At 64.5% G+C, this 22,378-nt stretch carries 16 protein-coding genes; 8 read left to right on the forward strand and 8 right to left on the reverse strand.

Translation table 11 applies throughout. From position 1 onward, the window contains the following. Window positions 1-392 precede the first annotated feature (392 nt). The gene (xopX, locus tag ACYVB7_RS18040) at window positions 393-2,426 is read right to left on the reverse strand and encodes a XopX family type III secretion system effector (RefSeq protein ID WP_460510035.1); all 2,034 of its coding nucleotides are present in this window, start codon (window positions 2,424-2,426) and stop codon (window positions 393-395) included. A 193-nt stretch (window positions 2,427-2,619) separates the two neighbouring features. Here xopX and ACYVB7_RS18045 point away from each other — a divergent pair, with 193 nt between their 5' ends. Beyond that, the gene (locus ACYVB7_RS18045; protein ID WP_460510037.1) at window positions 2,620-3,810 is read left to right on the forward strand and encodes a YopJ family acetyltransferase; all 1,191 of its coding nucleotides are present in this window, start codon (window positions 2,620-2,622) and stop codon (window positions 3,808-3,810) included. Between the two features lie 36 nt (window positions 3,811-3,846). On the opposite strand, the gene ACYVB7_RS18050 is transcribed toward ACYVB7_RS18045, so the two are convergent. Both ACYVB7_RS18050 and ACYVB7_RS18055 read right to left on the reverse strand, forming a co-directional pair. Then, window positions 3,847-5,697, reverse strand: a complete 1,851-nt coding sequence (locus ACYVB7_RS18050; RefSeq protein ID WP_460510039.1) for a hypothetical protein — start codon at window positions 5,695-5,697, stop codon at window positions 3,847-3,849. A gap of 16 nt (window positions 5,698-5,713) precedes the next feature. Next, entirely contained in the window at window positions 5,714-6,640 is a 927-nt protein-coding gene (locus tag ACYVB7_RS18055) for a hypothetical protein (RefSeq protein ID WP_460510041.1), read from the reverse strand. Between the two features lie 260 nt (window positions 6,641-6,900). On the opposite strand from ACYVB7_RS18055, the gene ACYVB7_RS18060 reads away from it, so the two are divergent. Together ACYVB7_RS18060 and xopF2 are read left to right on the forward strand one after the other, a co-directional pair. Then, window positions 6,901-7,404: a hypothetical protein gene (locus ACYVB7_RS18060; RefSeq protein WP_460510043.1), complete on the forward strand. Its 504-nt coding sequence runs from the start codon at window positions 6,901-6,903 to the stop codon at window positions 7,402-7,404. A gap of 17 nt (window positions 7,405-7,421) precedes the next feature. After that, window positions 7,422-9,410 (forward strand): type III secretion system effector XopF2, encoded by a 1,989-nt coding sequence (xopF2, locus tag ACYVB7_RS18065; RefSeq protein WP_460510045.1) that lies wholly within the window; start codon window positions 7,422-7,424, stop codon window positions 9,408-9,410. 84 nt (window positions 9,411-9,494) lie between these two features. On the opposite strand, the gene ACYVB7_RS18070 is transcribed toward xopF2, so the two are convergent. Continuing rightward, window positions 9,495-11,300 carry a phage tail family protein gene (locus tag ACYVB7_RS18070; protein WP_460510047.1) on the reverse strand — a complete coding sequence of 602 codons (1,806 nt, stop codon included), beginning with the start codon at window positions 11,298-11,300 and terminating at the stop codon, window positions 9,495-9,497. Between the two features lie 256 nt (window positions 11,301-11,556). Between ACYVB7_RS18070 and ACYVB7_RS18075 the strand changes: the two genes are divergently transcribed. The 5 genes from ACYVB7_RS18075 (at window position 11,557) to ACYVB7_RS18095 (ending at window position 16,085) form a co-directional block, all read left to right on the forward strand. Beyond that, window positions 11,557-12,078: a type III secretion protein gene (locus tag ACYVB7_RS18075; RefSeq protein ID WP_460510049.1), complete on the forward strand. Its 522-nt coding sequence runs from the start codon at window positions 11,557-11,559 to the stop codon at window positions 12,076-12,078. A 2-nt stretch (window positions 12,079-12,080) separates the two neighbouring features. After that, the gene (gene sctT, locus ACYVB7_RS18080; protein WP_460510051.1) at window positions 12,081-12,914 is read left to right on the forward strand and encodes an EscT/YscT/HrcT family type III secretion system export apparatus protein; all 834 of its coding nucleotides are present in this window, start codon (window positions 12,081-12,083) and stop codon (window positions 12,912-12,914) included. A 113-nt stretch (window positions 12,915-13,027) separates the two neighbouring features. After that, the gene (locus ACYVB7_RS18085; protein ID WP_460510053.1) at window positions 13,028-13,825 is read left to right on the forward strand and encodes a hypothetical protein; all 798 of its coding nucleotides are present in this window, start codon (window positions 13,028-13,030) and stop codon (window positions 13,823-13,825) included. Window positions 13,826-13,877: 52 nt separating this feature from the next. Continuing rightward, a complete protein-coding gene (locus ACYVB7_RS18090; protein WP_460510055.1) occupies window positions 13,878-14,336 on the forward strand; it encodes a hypothetical protein in 459 nt (152 codons plus the stop codon). Between the two features lie 267 nt (window positions 14,337-14,603). Continuing rightward, entirely contained in the window at window positions 14,604-16,085 is a 1,482-nt protein-coding gene (locus ACYVB7_RS18095; protein WP_460510057.1) for a helix-turn-helix transcriptional regulator, read from the forward strand. A 113-nt stretch (window positions 16,086-16,198) separates the two neighbouring features. On the opposite strand, the gene ACYVB7_RS18100 is transcribed toward ACYVB7_RS18095, so the two are convergent. From ACYVB7_RS18100 to ACYVB7_RS18115, 4 genes are all read right to left on the reverse strand, one after another. Further along, window positions 16,199-17,710 carry a hybrid sensor histidine kinase/response regulator gene (locus ACYVB7_RS18100; RefSeq protein ID WP_460510059.1) on the reverse strand — a complete coding sequence of 504 codons (1,512 nt, stop codon included), beginning with the start codon at window positions 17,708-17,710 and terminating at the stop codon, window positions 16,199-16,201. A 13-nt stretch (window positions 17,711-17,723) separates the two neighbouring features. Continuing rightward, window positions 17,724-19,748 carry an ATP-binding protein gene (locus ACYVB7_RS18105; RefSeq protein ID WP_460510060.1) on the reverse strand — a complete coding sequence of 675 codons (2,025 nt, stop codon included), beginning with the start codon at window positions 19,746-19,748 and terminating at the stop codon, window positions 17,724-17,726. Between the two features lie 22 nt (window positions 19,749-19,770). Further along, on the reverse strand, window positions 19,771-20,007 hold the full coding sequence (locus tag ACYVB7_RS18110; RefSeq protein ID WP_460510062.1) for a glutaredoxin family protein: 237 nt from the start codon (window positions 20,005-20,007) through the stop codon (window positions 19,771-19,773). A gap of 68 nt (window positions 20,008-20,075) precedes the next feature. Next, on the reverse strand, window positions 20,076-22,355 hold the full coding sequence (locus tag ACYVB7_RS18115) for a sensor domain-containing phosphodiesterase (protein ID WP_460510064.1): 2,280 nt from the start codon (window positions 22,353-22,355) through the stop codon (window positions 20,076-20,078). Window positions 22,356-22,378 lie beyond the last annotated feature (23 nt).

Genomic DNA, 22,378 nt, shown 5'->3' on the forward strand with positions numbered 1-22,378 from the left:
TCCGACGAGGGTAATTCAGGAAACTCTGACCCCTCTGGCTGTGTGTAATGAATCAGTAATCTTTCAATGATTCAATCGAAATTTTTCCGATTTCGGTGTATTAATTGTTTTTATGAAGGGGGATATAAATTAATGAATGACATTGCTTGCTGAAAATATGGTAGCTGGATTTGTTTTTCCACCCCTCCTCAGTAAACCCTTCCATTCGGACCAGCTCACTTCACCATGAGCAGGTCATTCAATTTATCAAATTTGTAGCATTCAATTCAGGCGAACAAAGCAGGAAAGACCATATTGTTTGACTTTTCTGTGGAGCGGTGTCGCCACGCCCGATGAATGCCAGGGCGTTCCCCTTGCATTCATCGGCCAGCATCAACCGTCCTTGAGCACAATCAGGCGTGGGCCGCCTGGGACTCGGTGATGTCCTCAATGACCACGCTGGATGGGCGTGGAGGTGTTCGACCGCTCGCGGTTTTGCCCGCTTCGGCCAGCGTTTGACGCAGGCTGTCCGCCACCAGGTTGTCCAGCGCAGCTTGCTGTTCGCTGGGGCGCTCCTGGGTGTGAAAGGTCTGGAGTTCTGCCACACGCTGCTGCAACTCCTGAATGGAACGAGGCTCCACGGTGCCCAGGGACTCTCCCCCTGGCCCGCTGACCAGGCTGCGAATCTGTTGCAAACCTTTGCCCACTTGCCGCCCGCCCCAATTGAGGGCCAGTTCCGCGCCGCGGGCAATGGGGCCGGGCAGGGTCATGGCCATCATGGTCATGACCAGGGCCGCGTAGTAGGGGGCGGTGGCGTCGGCCTCGACGAGACCATGAGGGGTCATCCTCTTGGACACCTTGTCCGCCGACAGCGCCAGCGCCATGACCATGCTGGTGGCAGCCATGCCCTTGAACCGCTCCATGGCATCTTGGCGGGTGGCCTGCTTGTTCAAGGCGCTTTGCATCATCACCGCCGTGACCACGGCGCTGTCGGCGGCCAGGTCCACCGTGCCAATGGGGTCGGGCTGGATCAGGTACACCGTGGAGGCGGTGATGGCCGTGGCAAACATCGTCAAAGCCAGTTTGGATGCAAAGTCGGGGTTGGAGGCCGAATCCCGTGGCACCACGGTCCCTGCGGCCTCCTGGGCTGCGCTGATGCCAAAGGCCTTGTCCAGGCGTTCGGTGCACAGCGCAATCGACTCCAGCAGGTGGGTGCACTGCGAATTGAGCGTGCGCGTGAGTTCGCGACCCGATGCCGGATCGGAAAAGTCCAAACGAGCTTGCTGCAAGGCCAGGCGACCGGTCTCCAGCTGTTGCCACAGGCCCGACAGCTCAGCCTTTACCGCCTCGCCCACTTCGCCGGGGGTGATGCTGCGTCGCATGGTGTCTGCACGCCCGGCAAGTCCCGCCCGCTCCAGTCCGCTTGCCGCCGCGCGCACACCCGCCTCCACCACCTTGTTGGCACCGCTCTTGACGTTGTTCCACACAAAAGGGGCAATCAGGGCGGTTCCCGCTGCCAAGGCAAAACCGGCATGGGCCAACTTGTTGTGCTCAACCGCCAGGGCGTGCTGTTGCACGCCCGGGGAACCGTACTTCTTCGACATCTCGATGGACAGGAAGATGGCATTGAGCAGGGCGGGATAGAAATGCACCTCGTCGGCCTGTCGGCCCAGTTCACCGCCGGCCAAGGGGAAGGGCAAGCCGTCGGCGGTGGGCCGCAACGTTGCCCCCCCCACGCTCACCACCGCCTTGCTGGCCGCCGCCACCGTGTAGGCAAAGGTTTTGGCCTGATTGGCCAGCAGTTTGCTGGGCACCAACATGGGCCACAGGTTGACCATGTTGGCCAGCGCCTTTGCCGCGCGCCCGGCGCTGGAGGTGCCGTGTTCCAGCGGATTCAGAGCCTGTTCGATGGTCTGAATGTCTTGAAGCACCGTCTTTTGAAACCGCGGCTCCATGCCATGTCCGCCCTGCACCAGTGCGCGCAGGTCTTGCAACTGCTGTCGGCATTGCGCAAAGGTGTAATCGGCAGGCGCTTCGGGGTCGCGCCCGCGCAGCTGCAGCAAAAACGCCGGGTCGTCGGCATGGGGTTGCAGCATGGTGCGCAGGTCACTGAGCGACCACAGGTTCTGTGCCGTGGACGTGGCCACCGTCCGGGCACCTTGGAGTCCGCCAAGCACCGCAGCGCTCGCACTGCTGGCCGCCCGCCAAAGGCTACCCGTGATGCCGCTGGCGTCCGTCGACGATGCAGACACCGCGGGCGTGGCACCGCGAGGCGGCAGGGAGTCTGAAACGGGCGAACCGCCCGCCGCGTCAGCACGCCGTCCGTGCAGCGGGTGCGTGTCCACCGCCGCGGGGGGGCTGGCGGTTTCATGCGATCCGGAAGAAACTGCCCCGCCTTCAAGATGGGGGGGCGTGGACAGGGCGGGTGCGGGTGTGGATGAAATCATGGGATCCCTTGAAGTCAAAACAGTGGAGACCGAGGTGTGACGAGCACCCGCCATGGTTCGCCATTCCTTGAACAGCCACCGCAAGGGCACGAAATGACGTACAGCGGTCCGAACCGCCAACGCTTCGCACCGATGGCAAGGGCTTCGCAAGGGGAGGGTTGAGCCGCCTGCTTCCCGCGCAAGATGCCCGACCATGTTTCCCTTGCGTTCCTCGTCTCCACCGAGTCCGACAGACGCGGCGCGGCCCACCCCGTGGCGCACGGACGCTGCCGAGGTACAGCCCCCGGCGCAGCGTCGGCGTCTCAGTGCAGACGCAGCGCCAGAGGGCTTGGCACTGCGGGCTTCGCCCGCAACGGCCTTGGCCCCGCGTGCCACCTTGCCGGGTGCCAGCACGTCACAGTCGGCGACCACCTTCAGGCCAGAGGTGGCCGCCGAGCATCACCCCGAGTTGATGGACTACCTCGAAGACCTGGAGCAAGCCCTGGACGAAGGCAGAACCCCCGACACCGCGGATGCCCAGTTCCTGCCCGAGCTGCTGGCGGGGGTCAACGCAGCGCACCCGGGCCTTCAACTGGAACGCCACCTGCTTGAGCTGGGGGCCCCCAAGGACGAGTTGTTGGCATCGTCCTTGGCACAACGTCTGCAAGACAGCTTGGGCAGTGGGCAGGCCTGGCAAGGCGTGCTCACCGATGGAGACCATGGCACGGCCATCAGCCTGCGCTTCAGCGCCCACACAAACGACGTGTCCCTGCTGCTGGTGGACAGTGTGGGGTGGGGGCCATTTGACGTGTTGCGCAAGCGCCAGGCATGGCAAGCGACACTCCGCACCCTGACCGAGGCGCTGCAAGCCCGACAGCCTGACGGTGCCAAGCCCGTGCGGCTGCACCTGGGCATGACCGACACCGGCGTGCAAAAAAGTGCCGAGGGCTGCCACATCTTTGCGATTGCCGCAGCCCAAAAAATGGCCACCGATCCGGCCATCCAGTCCTTGCATGAGCGGGCCCTGTTCGGGCTGCTCACGGGGCGCATGGCTGCCGGGGTCAACCATTTGGACGCGCCACGGAATTTGCCGCCCTCGCTGTTCAAACACGCCACATCCAAAGACGAGCTGAAGCACTACATCCAGGTCAGCAGCAGTCGCCGACGTGCGGCACAGGCCAAAAGAGACGCAGGCTTCACGGGCTGGCAACGCCTGCGCCCCGACGCCATGGCACCCGTCAACAAAAAGGGCCAGAACCTGCTGGAGCGCCACGCCGCCCATGAGGTCACACGCCCAGACCGCAAACAACCCGGGCGCTTGCTCAGCTACAGCAACTCGTATGAACTCAAGCGCATCGACCTGGTGCGCCAAGCCCTGACCCACCTGACGGCGGGTCTGGACTGACCACATCCCAAGCTCACAGGGAGGGGTCAACCGTCATCAGGAAAAGCGCATGGACGGATCCCGGGACGGCAAATCGGCCACCTGTGACGGTGTGGTGGATCGGCCGCTGTGGCCCAGGTGATCCGAATGCCCCCCCGCGGCGGGATTTTCCACGTCGGGAGTGGCCGGAGCAGTGGGCCGGGAGGCCGCTCGCACCGCGGCTTGTGCTTGAAAAATGCCGGTGATGGGCGAGTCCGTCAGCGCCGACATGGCCGCCAGTCCCGCATTGCCAACGAAGGTCTGCACGGCGGGTGGTACTTCGAGTTGCGTCATGGCTCGCCCCGTAGCGGCCAGTGCGGAGTTGATGCCATTGACCAAGGCTGCACGCGCCACGCCCTGGTCGGCGACACGCCCCAGATCGTCCCCCGTGATGCGGGGCTGCCATTGCTGCTGCGGCGGAACCGCGTTCTGACTCAAATGGAAGTGGGTGCGCTGGAACCAATCTGTGGCTTCAGACACCACGTTGGTGAAGGCGCTCACCGCCGCGGCCTGTGCGACCGTTCCCCATGCCTGTGCATTGCTCATGGGGGGCGTGCCGGGTTCCGCGGGACGGCCCAGTAACGTGTTGGTGGCTTGCGAGCGATTGGGGACAAGCGACGCCATCATGGCGTCCGAAAGCAACGAGGTGCCCACGTTCACGCCCGCATAGGTCGCTGCGGCAGCCGCTTGTGGCGCACCGGCGATGCCGTGCATCTGGTCACCTTCAAACCCCACCATGCTGAAACTGGCCTGGGCCGCATCGCGCATGGCGGTGTACACCCCCGTCTTGATTTCGGTGGCCAAAGGCTTGAGCGCATCGGCCCGTGCGCCGGGACGGTGTCCCTCCTCCTGAAAGGCGGAGGCCATCAGCGCAAAGTTTGTGATCGAGGAGGCCACCTGGCTCACCGTGATGGCCCGAGACACCTTGGCGGTGTGTTCGCGCATGCGCGCCTGCTGTTCGGGTGGCTGGGCCGCCCACTGCTCGGGGCTCAGAGAGTGGTAGGCCCGCGCGGCTTCATCGGGGTTGCGCCGCTCCCTGGCCTCGCGCATCACCTGCATGGCCAGGTTGGCCACCCCCACCGAGGCCTGCAACCCCATCGCCACCGCAGGTGGGGCCGCGTGCAGGGCTTGCATCACCCCTGCCGCCAGCATCTCCCGAGCAAACGTGGGGATGCCCACCGCCACCGCTTGGTGGGCAGCATGCCCGGCAATGGCCCCCAGCGTGCGCTTGGCAGCTTGCATGTCCACTTGCGGCAACACCGAGCGTAGCGTCAACGTCGCCTCACTGGCCACACTGGCCCAGGGCAGGTTCTTGGCGCTTTGTGCAATGGCACTGGCCACGGAACGCCAGCTGCGCTGAGGGGCGGATTCGTCCAGGACGGCAAGTCGGATGGCTCCGGAGTGCTGCCCCTCGGACCGAGGGCGATCCGGGACGGATGCGGTGATGGCGGCGTTGCGCGAAGACAGGTCAAACAGGTCCGTGAGCGTCAACTCGCGGGCCAATTGCGGCCTGGAAGTGCTCGGGGTTTGACGCGACAGTGACGCCAGGATGGAATCAGTCCGCCCCATGGCCACCGATATGTCAGAAAAGTGGGCACTGTCTGAGCGCTCGGACCGGTCTCCCGACAGCATGGCCGCCCGGTCGTCCTCGCGCAAGACCGCACTGGGCGAATGGGGCAGCGACACCCTTGCACGCTGATTGGCCGAGTCGTCCACTTGCGACCGTGCCGAAGGGGTGCGCGACGGGATCCCATCAGCTGGGTCGAGGCTGCGTTGGGGCGCTGTGGCCGCACTGGGACTGGTTGGCGCACCTTCAATGGCCATGCGCTGGGAGGCCACGCGCTGGGTAGAGATGTTGGAAAGGGTCATGGTTCAACACTCCGATTCAGTGAGGGGTTGCCGCCGGGCCATGGTTGGCCGTGGACTTCGCCAACCGCGCGAAGTGACGGAGCCAACTCGCCAACACCTCGGCACGGTGTCCGGTCAAATCACACCGCGCCATCAAATGCGCCAGGCCGTGTTCCCGTGCAACAGCCACACCGGCGGCGGCCATCAATCCCGCATTGGCTTGCAACGCCTGTTTGCGCTTGTCCGCGGTGTCCAGAGCGTGCGCCCCCAGATCGGCCACGACCACCAGCGTGGGGGTGTCTCCACCGCAGGCCAGACCGAGGTTCACGCCCTCCAGACTGAGTTCTCCGGTGCGCACCGCAGCCTGCGCCTGAGGTGCGGGCAAGCCCAGGCGCAACAAGGCGGAATGCACCAAGGCCAGGACCTCGTCGGGTGCCTCGAATTCCTGTGCATTGCTGCTCGGCGACTCGGTTGTGTTCTCCGGTGCTGCGGTCACGACCGCGGGTGGTTGGGTGTGGCGAAGCGTTCCCGAAGCGCTGATGCCATTCAACAAGGCTTGGCGCAGGTTCAGCAAGCCCGCCATTTCTGCGGCCAGCAAGTCGGCATGGCCGTGCCCGGCGGGTGTGCGCAATGTGAGCACCGCATCACCCAGGTCGGTCAGGCCATAAGCGGCGTGGGTGACCGTCAAACAATGGCGGGTGGCCCGCAACAGCGCTTCGCACCAAGCGTCTTCGGACACATCCGCGGGCCGCTTCGCTTGCGTGAACGCGATCCACGGTCCGGACGGGTCACTGTGCAGGGGTTGAAGCGACAGCGGGGTGTCGCCCATCAGCACCATGCCACTGTCGCCGAATTGCTGGGCGACCGAAGCATCGGCTCCCAGCAGCAGTGCCGCATCACGTCGGCAGGCTTGCACCACCATGGTGTGTTCGGCTCCCTGCGAGCCAGCAGAAGAAGGGGGCATGTGCATTCCTTGGGGGAAAGGCGAGGTTGGCCGCGGGCGGCATGTCGGTGCATGCAGTGTTGAGGCACGGGTGTTGTTGCGCCCAACGAATGCGAAGGCGTCTTCGGCAAAGCGAACCGTGAGGCCAAGGGGTTTCCCGCATGGCACACGGGGCGCAAAAACTTCGCATGCCCATCGACCGCTGCGTTTGGAGGGCGTCTTGACAGGCGACTGGCGCGGACCATGCCGGGCATCAGGTACGACCATCCAGAACCAACATGATGATGTCCACTTCTCTGCCCACTGCCGCGCATGCACGCCGTCCGCTGGTGAACAGCGCCCTGTCGGGTTCTCTGACGATTGCGCAAGCCGATTTCATGTCGCAGCTGGCCTTGCAGCTGGGACTCTCTCCGCAGGACGGAGACGCCCTGATCGCGCCGCACCTGTTCACCGGGCCGGCGGGGTTGGCGTGTCGCGTTCACCTGCAGGAAGGTGACCCCCCTGCGGTGCGCCCCGAAGCCCTGCTGCCCATGTCGGCCCAGGAGCTTGCCGGGTCGGATGTGCAGCGTCTGCTGGCGGTGCAGTCCATCGTGCTGGGTGAATTGGGGTGGTTTCTCACCACCTCGCCCGAGGGCTTGCTGCAGCTGACATCGCTGGCCTGGATCAACGACCCTGTGGATGCCGCCACGGCCCTGGACCTCGTGAACGGGGTGGGCATGGCCATCGTCCACGCCCTGATGTTGGACGATCCGCGCCTTGGACAGACGCAAGGCCTGAGCAACTGACCCCGAAAGGACGCGTCATGATGCCGGTTTCTCGCACCCAATCGCTGCCGCACGGTCCGCTGACGCCTTCGGTCGGTCCACCGCCCGCTGAACCACCCTTGCGCTCCAGCACCTTGGCCCACCATGTGCTCGGTCGGCTGGACCTAGGGTCTTTGTCGCTGTCCGCGTTGGACATGGCCCCCCGCGCCGGGGCGGCGCTGCTGTCCCGCGAAGAACGCGCCATGCCGTCGGAGCGGTTTGTCAGCGCTGTGTCGTCCTTTGCCCCGCACGAGGTCGTGATTGACATCGCCCGGCTCGCCAACGCGGCGGGGCTGCCTCCGGTCGATCTGCCACGGGCTACCCCCAAAGAGCGCATGGGGGCGGCGTTGCAAGCCATGGAGTTCCTGGCCCCGCCCGGGCCGCAGCGAGAGGCGCAGCAGGCGCTGGAGGGCCAGTACATCGACTGGGCCGCAGGCGTGCTGGCGGCGCGAGAAAAGGCGTTTGGCACCGGCGGGTATTCCGTGGAGGGCCATCGCCAAATGCAGTTGGGCGCGGCCGTGTTGCCTGCGTTGTATGACGGCGTGCGCCAGTTCTTGTCCTCCGCTTCCCGCTCACCGGTGGCGGGGGCCATTTCCACTGCTCTGGGCCCTCGACTGAGCGGCCACGACTCCCAGGGCAACCGTGTCAACCTGGGGGAACTCAACAACGCCTACGACCCCGCCGTGATCGGTGGGGCGGTGGGGGGCGCCACGGCCTTGGCCATGGACTCCACCCTGCTGACCGCCATGGACCGGCGTGCGAAGCTGTCCAACGTGCCGCAATTCAAACCTGTGGACTTGAAGGCTTTGGTGCCCGACCCTGCCCCGGTTCAGCTGCGGGTGGTGGATGGCAAGAAAGAGTATTGGGAACCCTTGTCCGAGCACGCGCCCGCGTCCACCCAGGTTCAACAACCCACGTTGCAGGAGTTGAAGCATGGGGTGGAGCAAAAACGCCGCACCTTGGCGTCCGTCCAAGACGTCTTGCAGGCCCGCAGCTGGGGCCTGCTGGCCCAACCTGCGGTCACCGGGGTGGCCAACGCCCTGCGTCGGTACCTGATGCCTGCGAAAGCCATGCTGCAAGGCGGCACCGTGGGTGCCGCCACCGTGCTGGCGTCCGGCACGGCCGGTGGCCTCACCAAGGTGGGGCTGGGCCTGCTCAAGGCCCCCGCCTTTGCCGATGTGGACAACCTGCTGGGCGGCCAGCAACGGCTGAACCTGTTCACCCCCAAGCTGCCCCAACCGGATCTGCCCCCCGCTTCGTTGGCCGACATCGGCCACCTGCCGCGTCGGGTCGGAGAGACGTTGATGGAGACCGGCGCCTTGGCCAAGCACTTTGTGGCTGGCCCTTGGCGCGGCCAAGGCCTCATGCCCTCTGCCGGGGATGTGCGTGACCGGGTGTTGAACGTGGCCCATGCGGTGATGTCCAACACCCTCGCCGCGGTGTTCTCCACGGGCACAGGCCCCCTGGTGGCGCAATTGCTGCGCAACGGGGCCTCTTCGGCCCGCCCCGGGGAAGCCCACAACTCGCACGCCTACCTGCTGCATCAGTTTGCGCAAAGCGCCACCAACGACTTTGTCTGGCAGGCCTCCAAAGCCGCGCTCAAGGGAGCGTCGTTCGACCTGGCCGCCTCTCTCGACCAATGGCGCGGCAATCAGCAACTGCGCCTGTTGCACACCGCCAAACAGGCTCAAGGGGCCTTGCCCGACCTGGCTCGCCAGGCCGAACGGGCCCTGGGTGCGCCGGTGGGTGCCGACCAGCGGGCCCTGCAGGGCGCTCTGCACACCCTGCAGGCCCTGCCTTCGGGTCAAGCCATCCAGGCCCAAACCCTGACCCAGGTGCTGGCCGACTTGAAACGCCATGCCGCCCAAGGGGACGGGGCGGTGTCCGAGTCCCTCAAGCCGGTGATGGCCACGCTGGAGGGCGCCCTGAGCGCCACACGGCAACGCGAAGCCATGCTCAACTGGACCAAACCCATCAAGAACGATTGAGGACGGGGCATGGGGGCTCATGGCCCCACGGGGTGGCGCTGGATGGCCTGAGGTTCAACCCATCGGAACCTCAGGCTCAGCCCATCAATGGAACAGGCCCTTGAAGAAGTTGCCCACTTTCTTGGCACCTTCCTTGATGCCATCGCCCACCTTTTCGGCGACGTCTTTGACCTTGTCCACCACCTTTTCGGCAACGTCCTTGGCCTTGTCGACGACGGTTTTTGCAACGTGCTTGGCCCCGTCAACCACGTCCGTCACACCGTTCTTGACGGCGTTCATCGCCGACCCCAGGGCCGTCTTGGCGGCTCCGACCGCCGTCTCCACGCCGTTCTTGACCTTGTTTGCCGTGTCCACAGCGAAGTCCTTCACCTTGTGGGCCGCAGCCTGGGTCGCGTTCACAGCCGTGGAAAGCCCGTGCTTCACGGTATTGATGGCGGTTTGCGCACCATGGCTCACCTTGTTGATGAACGCCCGATTGGCCTTGGCCAAATTGGTGGCGAAACGGATGAGCCCATCCACGTTGATCTCACCCTTGATCCCGGCCCCCAAGCCCAAGCCCAAGGCCAGTGCGCCCTTGAGTTCGAACTTCAGTTTGGTTTTGCCAGACTCGTCCTTGGCCAGACCGATCTTGGCCTTGCCCTCGGCCCCAATGCCGTAGAGCCCCGCCACGCTGCCGCCCACGTTGCCCACGCCCCCCAGGCCCACGGTGGCTTCGCCCTCGGCTTTGCCGCCGGCAAATGCGGAGCCCTTGGCCTCGATGCTGGCTTCGGGGGACATCTTTCCGGTGGTGGGATCGGGCACCAGCCGCCAACCGGCCTTGGCGCTCGCGCCCGCCTCAGCCCCGTTGAACACGCGCCCGGCCCAATTGACTTCTGGCGACAGGTTGATGGGGGCCCCAAAAATCTTGGGTTCGAAGGTCGCCGGTCGGTAGGTTCCGCCGAATTCGCCCGCCGCACCCACCCGCACCTCGCCTCCGCCATTGAGGGTGGTTTCCGTCGCTTTGAACTTGGCCTTGCCGCCACCGCTGGCTTCAAATCCAGCCATGCCGTTGGCTTTGAGCGTGAGCTCGCCACTGCCTGGCAGGTCGATGACGTTGGCAATTTCTCCCCGGGCACCTGCGCCCACCGATCCGGTGCCCGCGTTTTTGGCCTTTTCATCGAGCGTCCACACACCGGCATTGGTTTGCGTGTAACCCGCGCCGCCGTTCAGGCGGTTCACGTCTTCGTGTCCTTTGTGCCAAGCTTTGCGCTCGATCTCGACGTCCGACAACGCGCTCTCTTTCAGGTTGGGCGTGTAGTTGCCGTATGCGGTGTCGGCGCTCAGGCCGGTGCGTTTGACGCTGGTTTCGGTGAACGAGGACTTGCCCGAGTCGTTCCCGGCCTCCTTGGCCTGTTCTCGGGCCTTGGTCTCGTAGGCCTTCTGGTTCAACCAGTCTGTGGCCTGCCCGCCATCGAGGTGGCCCTTGTTCTTGTCGTAGTACTTGTCGCGGTTGTAGGGCTTGTCACCGCCGTCGGCCTGTTTGCTGTTTTGCTTGTCTTCCGCCTTGAAGTGTTCTTCAAGAGTGTTCGGGGTGTCCGTGGACTTGTCCTTCTTCAGGCGTGGGTCCTTGGGTTTGTCGGCCACACCGCTTTCTTTGTTCCACAGGTCATATTCATTGGTCTTGGGCGCTTCCTCCCATTGCACGGGGCTGTCGGTGTACTGGTCAGCGTTTTCAAGGATGTGCTTGCCAGCCATGTGCCGCTGGATGCCGCTGTCCAGCGGACCGCCGTTGCGCAAGATGTCGCCCAGCTTGCCGGGCACGCTTCCCAACGGATTGTTGGGATCCGGCGGAGGCATGGCAAAGGACGGTGAGTCCAGATCTGGACGGTTCAAAGTGGTGGACATGGACATGAAAAAACTCCTTCAGTTGGGGTGTCCAGCAGTGTCCAGAGCCCTCAGCAGGGAGATGTGGGGCAAGCGAACCCCTCTCCGGGCGTCCGAAGCAAACGACCCGGTGCATAGGGTGTTTCGGGCGTGTGTCGTCCGGTCGCTTCGCGCTCGTTCACATGGCTTCGCATGGGGGTGATGCGCGTGACGTGGTGGCACCACGATGGCGGGCAGTTCGCTCCCGGGCCGTTGCACGGGGGTCGCTCCCATGGAACCCGTGATGAACAACCTCCAAAGCTTGCGCATGCTCGTCAAGCTCAAGAAACGTCGACTTGAGCAACTGGACGAAGCCCTCAACCTCAGCCGCCGAAAGTTGAAGGAGCAGATGGATGGGCTCGCCAGCGTCCTTGGCGAGCAGGCCCATTCCCAGGCGGTGGAGGACGAGAAGCGTGCACGACTGATGGCCTTGGTGGGGGGGGAGCAGAGCTTTCGTCCCAACGACTTGGTGACCCTGCAGCACTTGTTGTCCGAGGCCGAGCAGATGACCGCAGAAGCGGGCAAGCGCGTTCGCCATGCCGAGCAACAGGTGGGCATCGCACAACAGCAGTCCGACGCGGCGCTTCGCGCATACCAGCGGGGAGAGCAGCAGTTGCAAGCCTGTCAGCAGCGGTTGGAACAGGCCCTGGCCACCGCCCAGGCGGAGCAAGACGATCAGCAGGACGAAGAAGCGGAAGACGCGTCCGTCGCACGTCTGCTGGCCGCCCAGCGCAGCGCCGCCGCCGCGGCCCAGCAGGAGGCTTGAACATGGCCCTCTCAGGCGACCCTTTTGCCGGTGCCGAGGCAATCATCAACCTGGGTGAATCGGCCAAAAGCCTGCTGACGCTGCTGGCCTTGTGCAGCTTGCGGGGCTACGTGGCCCTGCTGGTGCTGCCCGTGAGCAACGATCAGGTGCTGCAAGGCGTGGTGCGCAATGGCGTGGCCTTGACCATTGGCCTGTTCATCACCGCGGGGCAGCCCCTGCATCTGGTGGACAACGTGGGCACGCTCACGCTGCTGGCCATGATTGCCAAGGAGGGCCTGATCGGTTTGCTGCTGGGCTACGCCATCGCCACGGTCTTTTGGGTGGCCGAAGGGGTGGGGGTGCTGATCGACAACCAGGCGGGCTACAACAACGTTCAACAGACCAACCCGCTCAGTGGCGAACAGAGCACGCCGGTGGGCAACCTGCTGTCGCAACTGGCCATCTGTGGCTTTTACCTGCTGGGCGGCATGCTCGCGCTGGTGGGGTTGTTGTTCGAGTCGTTCCATTGGTGGCCGCTGGGCAAGCTCATGCCTGAGTGGTCGCAGCTGCTGGAGCGGTTCCTGCAAGTCCAGGTGTCCAGCTACATGCAGGTGGTGGTCAAGATCGCCAGCGCGGTGGTGATGGTGCTGCTGCTCATCGACCTGGGCATTGGCCTCATCGCCAAGACGGCCGACAAGCTCGAACCCAACAACCTGGGCCAACCCATCAAAGGGGCGGTGGCCATGCTGATGTTGGTGATGCTGGTGGCGGTGTTTTTCGAACAAGTCAAGCCCCAACTGGCGCTGCACAGCGTGGCCCGGGACCTGACGGTGTGGCTCAAACCCTCTGGCCATTGAGGGCGGCTGACTTCGCGAGTCCTGATGACGCTTCGCTTGCGACGTGCACCAACCGCCCTCAAACCGGATGCTCACTGATACCTGCGTAACCCCATGAAATGGAGGCGAACCTCATGCCTGCTCCCCACCGACCGAGTGCCGAGCGCAGCTCCTTGCTGCTCAAGCCTCACAGCATCCTGTACCCGCCCATACCGCGCCACAGCGCCCGGGGGACCGAAGACACCCTGGACGAACTTCACGCCGGTGTGGACACCGTCTGGAAGCCCGTGCATGGCACCTTCGATTGCAGCGATTCGCTGCTGACCTTGCGCTACTTCAGCATGCAGTCGCTGCAGCTTCGGCTGGGGCAGTTGATGCAAGGCCGGGGTGCACTGCACAGCCCGGAGGTCAGCCTGTTTCTCCGGGGGCGCTTCGACCACGTGTACGTGACCACCCCCGCCTACCTCCGGATGGCAGCCAACACGGTCCAGATGCTGGGAGACCCCCAGCAACAGCCGCTGTTCTTCGACGTGGCGGCGCAGCGGATGGTGATCGACGTGTCCCGGTGTTTCGTGCCCCAGTCGTCTCAGCTGGCTGCCGACACGGTGCGAGGGCTGGTGTCCATTTCCGAGTCCAACAGCTTCAAGCGGTTTGTGGAGCGCCTGTGGGCCGAGTTGGAGCCCGATTGGTCGCCCGGATTGGCCACGCTGGCGGTGGATGTGCTGCACGACACCGCCCGCTGCATCACGCGTCACGTGCTCAAGGAGCCCGAGTTGTCGCTGACCATGCCTGCGCAGCGACTCGCCGATGAAGTGGGTGCCCGGCGCGTGGCGCAGGCGCTGCTCACCGGTGCGGCTTGGGAGACCAAGGCCACTGTCGAAGCCTTTGCCGCGTTGTGGCGGCAAGGCCTGTCCTCCACACCAACCCGCTGAAACCTTCCCCCCCCCACCCCTGACTGTCACCAGTCTATTCTTGGAGTCCATCATGAACATGGCTGTCAACCTCCCTGTCGCACCTGCGCTTGTCAAACCGTCCGACCTGCAACCTCCGCTGGCCAAGCCATCGGACTTCGGCCCCGCTGCCGCGCCTGCAGCGCCACAGGGGATGGCCACCCGCAATTCCGTCTCGGCGGACATGCCGCCCCGACAGTCGTTGAGTGCCCAGTTTGGCCTGCCGCCCCAGCCCGAGGCTCCCCAAGGTCCAGGTGGTCCTCGCCGCCCCGGGCCAGACCTGTCCACCATCAACAAGGAGGGCGGCAACGACGCCACCGCCAAAGCCAAAGTCGATGCCGATCAGTCCATGAAAACCATGGCCGACATGAACGCCATCAACATGCGCTTCCAAACCGAGATGGCCGTGATGCAGATGCAAAAGGGCATGAACGAAGCCGTGGCCAAAACGGTCAAGGACATCGGTACCAAGGTGGCTCAGCTCGCCGGTTAACGCCCATTGCTCTCACACGGGGGGCGTCCCTGTCCAGGCCCGTACGCCACAAGGCGCACGGGCTTTTCGTCGTGCGGGTCCAGCGGGGAAGATGGCTTGCCCGGGGGGCGTGGCCGGTCCGCGCACGCGCGGTGCTTGCCCATGGAATGCGATGCGAAGCAAGAATCTGTGAGGATTTCGCTGTGAGGATGTGAATTCTCAACAAAGTATTAAAACTAGGATGAGCTCCATCGACCTTCCCGGTCTCAACTTCTCCTGGAGTCCACCATGCTTGTCCTTGCCCTGACGTCCCTGAGAGCCAGCGTGCTGCACCGTGACCTCGCCCAACTGGTGCTCCAAGGTGACATTCCCAGCGCCCTGCGCATGGGCAGCGAGCGTTACGAACGCCTGCCTTCCACCCCCGAAGCCGCAGGCCAACGCGCCGCACTGGGCCAGTTGCTGGGCCGGATCATGCTGGCGTGTGGTCGGGAGGAAGAGGCCGAGGAGCTGTTCCAGCGCCAGTTGAAGAGCTACGAAACCATCTCCCGCCCCATGGTGCGCTGGTACGGCACCATGGACCAAGGTGCCCTGCTGCTGCACCTCAACCGCCCGGCCCGTGCCCTGGAATGTTTTGTGACCGTGGCCGATGACACCCGCGCCCCGGTGGAGGCCCGCATCGAGGCCATGGCCGCCGCAGCCCTGTCCATGCACCGCTCGGGTGACTGCCGCAGCGCCCTGAATTCGGTCAAGGCGGCACGCCACCTGGCCGCTTCCTTGGCCAACGAACGCTTTGCGCAACTGATCGACTGCCTGGCCCTGGACTTGTCCACGCTGCACAGCGAACGGGCCGGTGAGTCCATGGACGACCACGCGCTGGGCACGGTGTTCCAGGACGGCGCGGCAGACCTGCTCGACCACGCCACCCTGCACCGCCAATTGGGCGAAGCGGCGACCCAGGTGCAAACCTGGGCCCCGTGGGTGGCCACCCGCATGCGCTACCTGCGCAGCATGCTGGAAAAAGACTGCGTGGGCCCGCGTGCCGCCGCGCATGTGAACGACGCCCTGGCCTGGCTGCGGGAGCGCCGCCTGAGCGAGGTTGAAACCCACGTCCGCATTGAAGGGGCACTGATGCTGATGGCGCGCGACGCCACCCACGCCGCGTCGGAAATGTTGGCCCCGCTCACGTTCAATGAAATGCAGATGCGCCGCAGCCGCTACGCGCTGGAATTGCAATACTGCCTGGCCAAGTTGCACCAGCACCAAGGCCGCCACATCGACGCCTTGCGCCTGTACCGCCTGCACACCCAGCAGGCCGTTCAGGCCCTGCGCAGCTACGCCACCGTCAGCCGCACGCCCGCCTTTTTGCAACAGGCCAAGCAGGCCGACGCGGGTGATCCCGCCAAGATGCGCCTGCCGCTGCGCTACCGCCGCGCCTACCAGTTCATCCTGGACCACCTGACCGACGAAAACCTCTCGGTGCGGCAGGTGGCGGCCCACGTCGACGTGACCGAGCGGGCGCTGCAACTGGCCTTCCGGGCGCACCTGGGCATCACCCCGGCGGAGCTGATCCGCACCCGCCGCATGGAAAACATCCACCAGGACCTGCAAGACCAGGGCGGCAGCGCCGCGGTGTTGGAAGTGGCCTCCCGCTGGGGCGTGCGCAACCGGTCCACGCTGGTGCACAACTACCGCTCGCGCTTTGACCAGACGCCCACGCAAACCTTGCGCGGCATGGGCTCGGACATGGGCGGCGCTGGCTGCGAGGCCTGACAGGCACCCGGCATTGTGGTCTGGCTGCTATAAAAATAAGAGCTGCTTGCGCTTTTGAATAAAGCGCTAGGCGGCAAAATACCTTTGAATTTTTTGCCCCAGGACTCCGCCGGTCAGGTGTCGGCGTGTTGGCTGGGAATCCAGACACTGACCCGTGTGCCCCGCCCTGGGGCCGCATCCACCACCACCGTGCCCCCCAGTTGCTGGGCACGCTCCCGCATGCCCAGCAAGCCCAAGGATGGACCGTCCAACGCCCAGGCGTGGATGCCGGAACCGTCGTCCACAATGTTCAACTGGCAGCCACCGCCGTTGTGCTGACCGAAAATGCGCACCGTGCGGGCCTGTGAATGGCGAGCCACATTGGTCAGTGCTTCCTGAACAATGCGGTACAGCGCCACGGAGGCGGCCTCGGTCAAGCCGCAGAAGTCAGAGGGAATGTGCACCTCGCAGCTCAGGTCGGTGGTTTTCTGGAACTGGGCCACCAACCACTCCAGGGCCGGGCCAATGCCCATGCCCAGCACCGGGGGACGCAGCGCCACCGTGACCGAGCGCACCACCCGGATGGTGTCGTCCACCTGGGCGGTGAGTGCCACCAGCCGCCCATCCAGCCAGGCGCTGTCTCGCTCTTCGCGGTAACGGAGGGTGCTGATGCCAATGCGAAGGGCCGTCAAACACTGGCCCAGTTCGTCATGGAGCTCGTGCGCGATGCGCTTGCGTTCGTCTTCACGGTCCGACTCTCGGCGGGAGTTCAGCACCTGCAACTGGGCATACGAGTCGTGCAAACGCTGTTCCGCCTCTTTGCGTTCGCTGATGTCCCGGGCCAGCGACAGCGACAGGTCGCGGCCATCGAACCGGATGATGCTGCTGTGAACTTCCACCGGGAACACCGAGCCGTCACGTCGACGGTGCAAGGTTTCAAAGGTGCTGGCGTCCGTCGGCGTGAACGTTCGCCAGTGGGCGGAAAAAAACTCTTCGGAGAAGTTCGGATCGATGTCCCGCAGGTGCATCTGGCCCAACTCTTCGGCGCTGTAGCCATGGGCACGGCAGGCCTCCTGGTTGACGTAATGAAACGTCCCTTCCGGGCCAATCAGGTACGCCGCTTCGCGTACCTGGTCCAGGGCATAACTCATGAGCTTCAGGCGCTGGTTGCTGTTTTGCAGTTCCGCCGTGCGCTGGGCCACCAGGTCTTCCAGCTGCGCACGGTACTGGCGCAACTCTTCGTTCTGGGTGTGCACCTGCAACTGCATGCGCCGCAAATGGATGTGGGTGGACACCCGGGCCAACAACTCGTCGCGCTGGAAGGGTTTGGTCACGTAGTCCACGGCGCCGAGCTGGAAACTGCGGATCTTCTCATCGGTGTCCGACAGGGCACTGATGAAGATCACCGGCACATCCCGCGTGTCGGCTTGGGCCTTGAGCTGTCGACACACCTCGAAGCCGTCCATGCCGGGCATTCGAATGTCCAGAAGGATGAGGTCAGGCACCCGGTGGGCGGCCGACAACAACGCCAGCTTTCCGCTCAAGGCCGTGCGGACCGAGTGCCCGGCTTCCCTCAAAAGGTCGCTGAGGATCTGCAAGGAAGCCTCGGTGTCGTCAACGGCCAGGATGCTTCCGTGGTGTGGCATGCACTCTCCTGCGTCAGGTGCGGCTGGCTTCCAGCGCATCCAGGATGGCCTGGTAGTCGAATCGACCCACCATCTCCGACAGGGCCGTGGCCAAGGCCGCGTCCGTGGAGGCGATTTGCGCAATGAGTTCGCGCATCTTTTCCCCGTCCAGGCTCAGAGCCGCTTCGGTCAGGGCCGCGCGCCATGCCGTGGACTGGGCTGCCAACGCGGCGGGTTGGAGTGTCGCGGTGGTGGTGGCGGTGGACGGTGCATCGTCCGCGGTTCGCTGCCACGTCAGGTGCAGCAAGCGCTGCAAGGTGGGCAACAACTCACCCAGTTGAACCGGCTTTTTCAAGAACGCATTGCAGGCGTCCACAAAGGCTTGCTTGCGATCCCCGTCGGCATTGGAGGCCGACAAACCAATGACCGGCACCGCGCTCAGCTGGGTGTCGGCACGCAAGGCCTGAAGGGTGGCGACACCATCCCATTGCGGCATGACCAGGTCCAGCAGGATGAGGTCGGGACGAGTGGCCTGGGCCAGTTGCAAAGCCTCCTGCCCGCCGGATGCAATACGCACGTCGAACCCCAGGGGCGTCAGGATGTCTTGCAGCAACACCGCATTGACCGGGTTGTCATCCACCACCAGGATGTGCCGACGCACGCCCAGGTAGCCGGAAATGTTCCGGTCATCGGTGGCGTCACAGGGCCGGTGGGCTGGCGTTTCGGGCAAGGCAACCGCCAGACGGAAGGTGCTGCCCTCGCCCGGGACACTGGAAACTGAAAGGGTGCCCCCCATCAGGGAGACCAGGCTGCGCGAAATGGGCAGCCCCAAGCCAACCCCCTCGCGCCCTTGGGTGTCGGGGGTGAGCTGGGTGAAGGGCTCGAAGATGGCGTCCAGTTGGTCGCGGGGAATGCCAATGCCGGTGTCCGTCACTTCGCACACCAGGGTCTGGCCGTGACCCGCACCATAGGACGCCCGCAACACCACCGAGCCCGACGGCGTGAACTTGATGGCGTTGGCCAGCAGGTTGAGCAACACCTGCCGCAGGCGGCTTTCGTCGCCCCGAACCCAGGCGGGAAACGGTGTGCTCAACTCCAGCCGCAGGTCCAGCCCTTTTTGCAGGGCACGCGGGCGGGTGATGTCCACCACCTGCTCGAACAACGCCACAGGGGACAGGGGAGCCAACGCCAAACTCAGTTTCTGGGCCTCGATCTTGCTGAGGTCGAGGATGTCGCCGATCAAGGTCAGCAGGTGTTCGCCGCTGGCGTGCATGACGTTGATCTGGCGCCGCTGCTGGGCGGTCAACCCGTCCTGCCGGGACAAGAGCTGGGCATACCCCAGGATGGCGTTGAGCGGCGTGCGCAGCTCATGGCTCATGTTGGACAAGAACACGCTCTTGGCCCGGTTGGCGGCTTCGGCCGCTTCCTTGCCTTTGCGAATGGCCTGTTCCGCCTGGATGGCCTCCACCACCAGTTTGCGGGTGGTCAATCCGTAGACCTGGCACATCAAGTAAAGCCCGATGGCCGCCACGCCGAACGCCACAGGCAGCCCCCCATCGGCAAACCCCGAAACCACCGTGGGCCACAAAATGCCCAAGGTGTACATGGCCAGGCAGCCCGGGTGGGTGGCCATGGCCTGGGTGGAGGCAATGGCCACGATGCCGATGGCCGTGGCCTGCAAGGCCCCGGTGGTGGGGTTGTCGTGCAGCCCCGGCATCAGGATGACGCTGCCCCAGATGCTGCCGCTGATGCCCACGCAGACCATCAACAACGATGTGAGGCGCTGACGCCGGACCGGGTTGTCCAACGAGCGCTTCAGAAAATAGCAGGTGGTGGCACTGAACATTTCCGCCACCACCAGGGTCACCAGCCAGATGAGCAGCATTGCATCGGGAACCGCCCCTTTGGCCATGTAGGCCTGGGGACCGTATCCCAGAAACGCAAACAGGCTGGAGGCCATTTCCTGTTTGGCCAAGCGCCGGGCCAACTCGCGGCGGAGCACCTCCCGGTCGTCGGCACCCGCGCCAGCGGGCAGGGAAAGGGTACTGCTTGCGTTCATGCGGTGCACCTTGGAACGTGGGTTACCGGCCCAGTTGGGTCAGGGCCGCCTGCAAACCGGCCAGCCCGCCCACGCGCTGCTCGTTGATGAAGATTTGCGGCATTTGCCGCACCGACGGACCACACTGGGCATAAAACGCTTGGCGCTGGGCGTCGTCGTCGATCTTGATTTCTTCAAAGGGCAACGAACGCGATGTGAGCAGCATCTTGGCGGCATCACACTGCTGACAGGCGGATTTGGAGTACACAACGATTTTCATGTTCATGCACCAAGTGTATGAGGCCGATCATCGCCTGCCAGGCGACATTGATCGTGCGGTGACCGTCTTCAGCGGTCTTCGTCAAACCATTCGTGCAGCGGCTTGGGTTGCCCGAACACAAAACCTTGGCTTTCGTCCACGCCCAGGGCCGTGACGGCCTGGTGCAGTGCCGGGCTGCTGACAAACTCCGCCACCGTGCGCACCTTGAGTTGGTGCGCCACCTTGACCATGGACTCCACAATGACCCGGTCCACGGGGTCATTGAGCAGGCTCTTGATGAACGCGCCGTCGATCTTGATGTAGTCCACGTCAAACCGCTTGAGGTAGTCGAACGTGGCCACCCCGGTGCCAAAGTCGTCAATGGCCACGCGACAACCACATTCCCGAATGGCGCGGATGGTGTCCGTGGCCTGCCCTGGGTTGGCAATGGCCTGGCTTTCGGTGATTTCAAACGTGAACTTGTGCGCCGGCAATTTGTGCATGCGCAGCCCATCGGCAATGCGTTGGGCCACGGTGGGGCTGGCCACGGTGGGACCGGAGAGGTTGATGGCGCAATGGCTCAAGGCCTCCAGCGCTTTCGGGTGGGCGGCAAACCACTGGAAGGTCTGCTCCATGACCGCCATGTCCAGCAGCTGCATCAAACCTGCGCGCATGGCCACGGGCAGAAAGGCCCCGGGGGGAATGATGTTGCCCGCGTCGTCTTTCAGGCGGATCAGCACCTCGTACTTGTGCTTGAGAGCGCTGGTGTCCACATTGGCCACAATGGGCTGGGCAAACAGGACCAGCTTCTTTTGCTGAATGATGAGGCGGATGCGCTCCGCCTGCTCGGCTTCGAGTTTGAGGGCCTGGGCCGACTCGTGATCGACCGGCAGCACCTGAATCTGGCGGCTGTCCTGAGCCATCTGCTCGGCCTGGCGCAGGCAGGCCATCACCACCTCAATGGGGGGGCTGGGGTCGGACTCGATCGTCACCGCCGCCAAGGTCCAGATCGGGCGTCCCACGCTTTCATCGACCAAGGCCCGGGTCTCCAGCACCGCAAAGTTCAGCTGCGTGAGCAAGGCATCCAGCTCTTCGCCGCCGCCGGGCAACAAACCCACAAAATGCGCCTTGGACACCCGGGCCCACAACACTTTGGGGGCAGCTTGCGTCAGGGCGCCGCTGGTGGACCGTTCCACCATGTCGCTTTGTTTGGTGCCCAGCAGTTGCTCCATGGAGTCGGCATTGGTCATCTGGACGCTGACCAAGGTCGGCCTCCGTGTAGGAGAACCCTCTCCGAAATGGCTGAACTGGGTGTCCGAGGCGTCGTCCACCCGATCACCCATCTCTTCGAACTTCCGGTACAGGCCCGAGAGGCTGAGGAGGTTGGTCAGTGGATCGGTGTCGGCCTGACGTTCCAACCTGCGCAGCGCCAGACGTCGCTCATGCGCGGTCACCTGAAGGACTTGCACGGCCATGATGCCCACGGCCACGGCCAGCACCAACCAACTCAGTTCCGTGGCCCGCACCAGAGCGGGAACACCCGCGGCAGGCAGGGTGAATTTGGCCACCACCAAGGAAAGCACCCCGGTCAGCAAGGTCATCAGGTGGATGGTGAGCGAGCCGGCACGGGTGGCGTCCCACACCAAAAAAGGCAGCATCAAGATGATGGCTGCCCGGGCCTGCACGGGCAGCTGCCATGTCCAGAAAGCGCCGGCGGTCAAGGTCAGCAGCACGATGGCCGACAAGGTGCGCCAATCCGCCCGAAACGCCTCCAGCGCCTTGTCGAAGAACCGCTGATGCCCTCCACGGGTGCGGGCAATCAGCCACTCCCAGGTGAGTGGGGCCACCAACACCGTGCTGGCCAGGAACAACACCCAGTGTGCACCCCACATCCAGGCCAGGCGCATCCACGGGGTTTGTGGTTGCCACAGGACCCAGCCCACGGTGAGGATCAATGACGACACCGGTGCCGCCAGCATGCCTTGCACCCGCAGGAACGCAATGACCGTGATCATGCGGGCAAACGGCTGTGAGGTGCCCGCAAACCGGACTTGCAGGCGCTTCCAGGCCAACCACTGTCCCACCCCGGTGGCTGCGGCCACCACGGGGGCCATGAACAAGGCCTCCGGGTGGGTCAGGGCCGACCAGGCCATCACCCCCAGGCTCAAGGACCAGATGGCCTTGTGCCCCCGGGTGAGGAGCAAGGAAAACCCCATGCCCGCCGCGGGCCACAGCAACGGCAGCCACAGCTGTTGCACCCCTGCGACGTTGGCGAGCACCGACAGTGCGGCAATCACCACGGCATGCATCCACACCGCAATCCAGCCATGCTGCGGCGAGTGTCGACGGTGGGAAGGTTTGGAGCGCATGGAACCCGGAGAGTGTGGGGGAA

This window comes from Hydrogenophaga soli (genome assembly GCF_054777695.1).

Excerpts from the sequence above, each read along its gene's own strand:
- xopX (WP_460510035.1), bottom strand. The coding sequence starts at position 2,426 with ATGATTTCATCCACACCCGCACCCGCCCTGTCCACGCCCCCCCATCTT.
- ACYVB7_RS18045 (WP_460510037.1), top strand. The coding sequence starts at position 2,620 with ATGTTTCCCTTGCGTTCCTCGTCTCCACCGAGTCCGACAGACGCGGCG.
- ACYVB7_RS18050 (WP_460510039.1), bottom strand. The coding sequence starts at position 5,697 with ATGACCCTTTCCAACATCTCTACCCAGCGCGTGGCCTCCCAGCGCATG.
- ACYVB7_RS18055 (WP_460510041.1), bottom strand. The coding sequence starts at position 6,640 with ATGCCCCCTTCTTCTGCTGGCTCGCAGGGAGCCGAACACACCATGGTG.
- ACYVB7_RS18060 (WP_460510043.1), top strand. The coding sequence starts at position 6,901 with ATGATGTCCACTTCTCTGCCCACTGCCGCGCATGCACGCCGTCCGCTG.
- xopF2 (WP_460510045.1), top strand. The coding sequence starts at position 7,422 with ATGATGCCGGTTTCTCGCACCCAATCGCTGCCGCACGGTCCGCTGACG.
- ACYVB7_RS18070 (WP_460510047.1), bottom strand. The coding sequence starts at position 11,300 with ATGTCCATGTCCACCACTTTGAACCGTCCAGATCTGGACTCACCGTCC.
- ACYVB7_RS18075 (WP_460510049.1), top strand. The coding sequence starts at position 11,557 with ATGAACAACCTCCAAAGCTTGCGCATGCTCGTCAAGCTCAAGAAACGT.
- sctT (WP_460510051.1), top strand. The coding sequence starts at position 12,081 with ATGGCCCTCTCAGGCGACCCTTTTGCCGGTGCCGAGGCAATCATCAAC.
- ACYVB7_RS18085 (WP_460510053.1), top strand. The coding sequence starts at position 13,028 with ATGCCTGCTCCCCACCGACCGAGTGCCGAGCGCAGCTCCTTGCTGCTC.
- ACYVB7_RS18090 (WP_460510055.1), top strand. The coding sequence starts at position 13,878 with ATGAACATGGCTGTCAACCTCCCTGTCGCACCTGCGCTTGTCAAACCG.
- ACYVB7_RS18095 (WP_460510057.1), top strand. The coding sequence starts at position 14,604 with ATGCTTGTCCTTGCCCTGACGTCCCTGAGAGCCAGCGTGCTGCACCGT.
- ACYVB7_RS18100 (WP_460510059.1), bottom strand. The coding sequence starts at position 17,710 with ATGCCACACCACGGAAGCATCCTGGCCGTTGACGACACCGAGGCTTCC.
- ACYVB7_RS18105 (WP_460510060.1), bottom strand. The coding sequence starts at position 19,748 with ATGAACGCAAGCAGTACCCTTTCCCTGCCCGCTGGCGCGGGTGCCGAC.
- ACYVB7_RS18110 (WP_460510062.1), bottom strand. The coding sequence starts at position 20,007 with ATGAAAATCGTTGTGTACTCCAAATCCGCCTGTCAGCAGTGTGATGCC.
- ACYVB7_RS18115 (WP_460510064.1), bottom strand. The coding sequence starts at position 22,355 with ATGCGCTCCAAACCTTCCCACCGTCGACACTCGCCGCAGCATGGCTGG.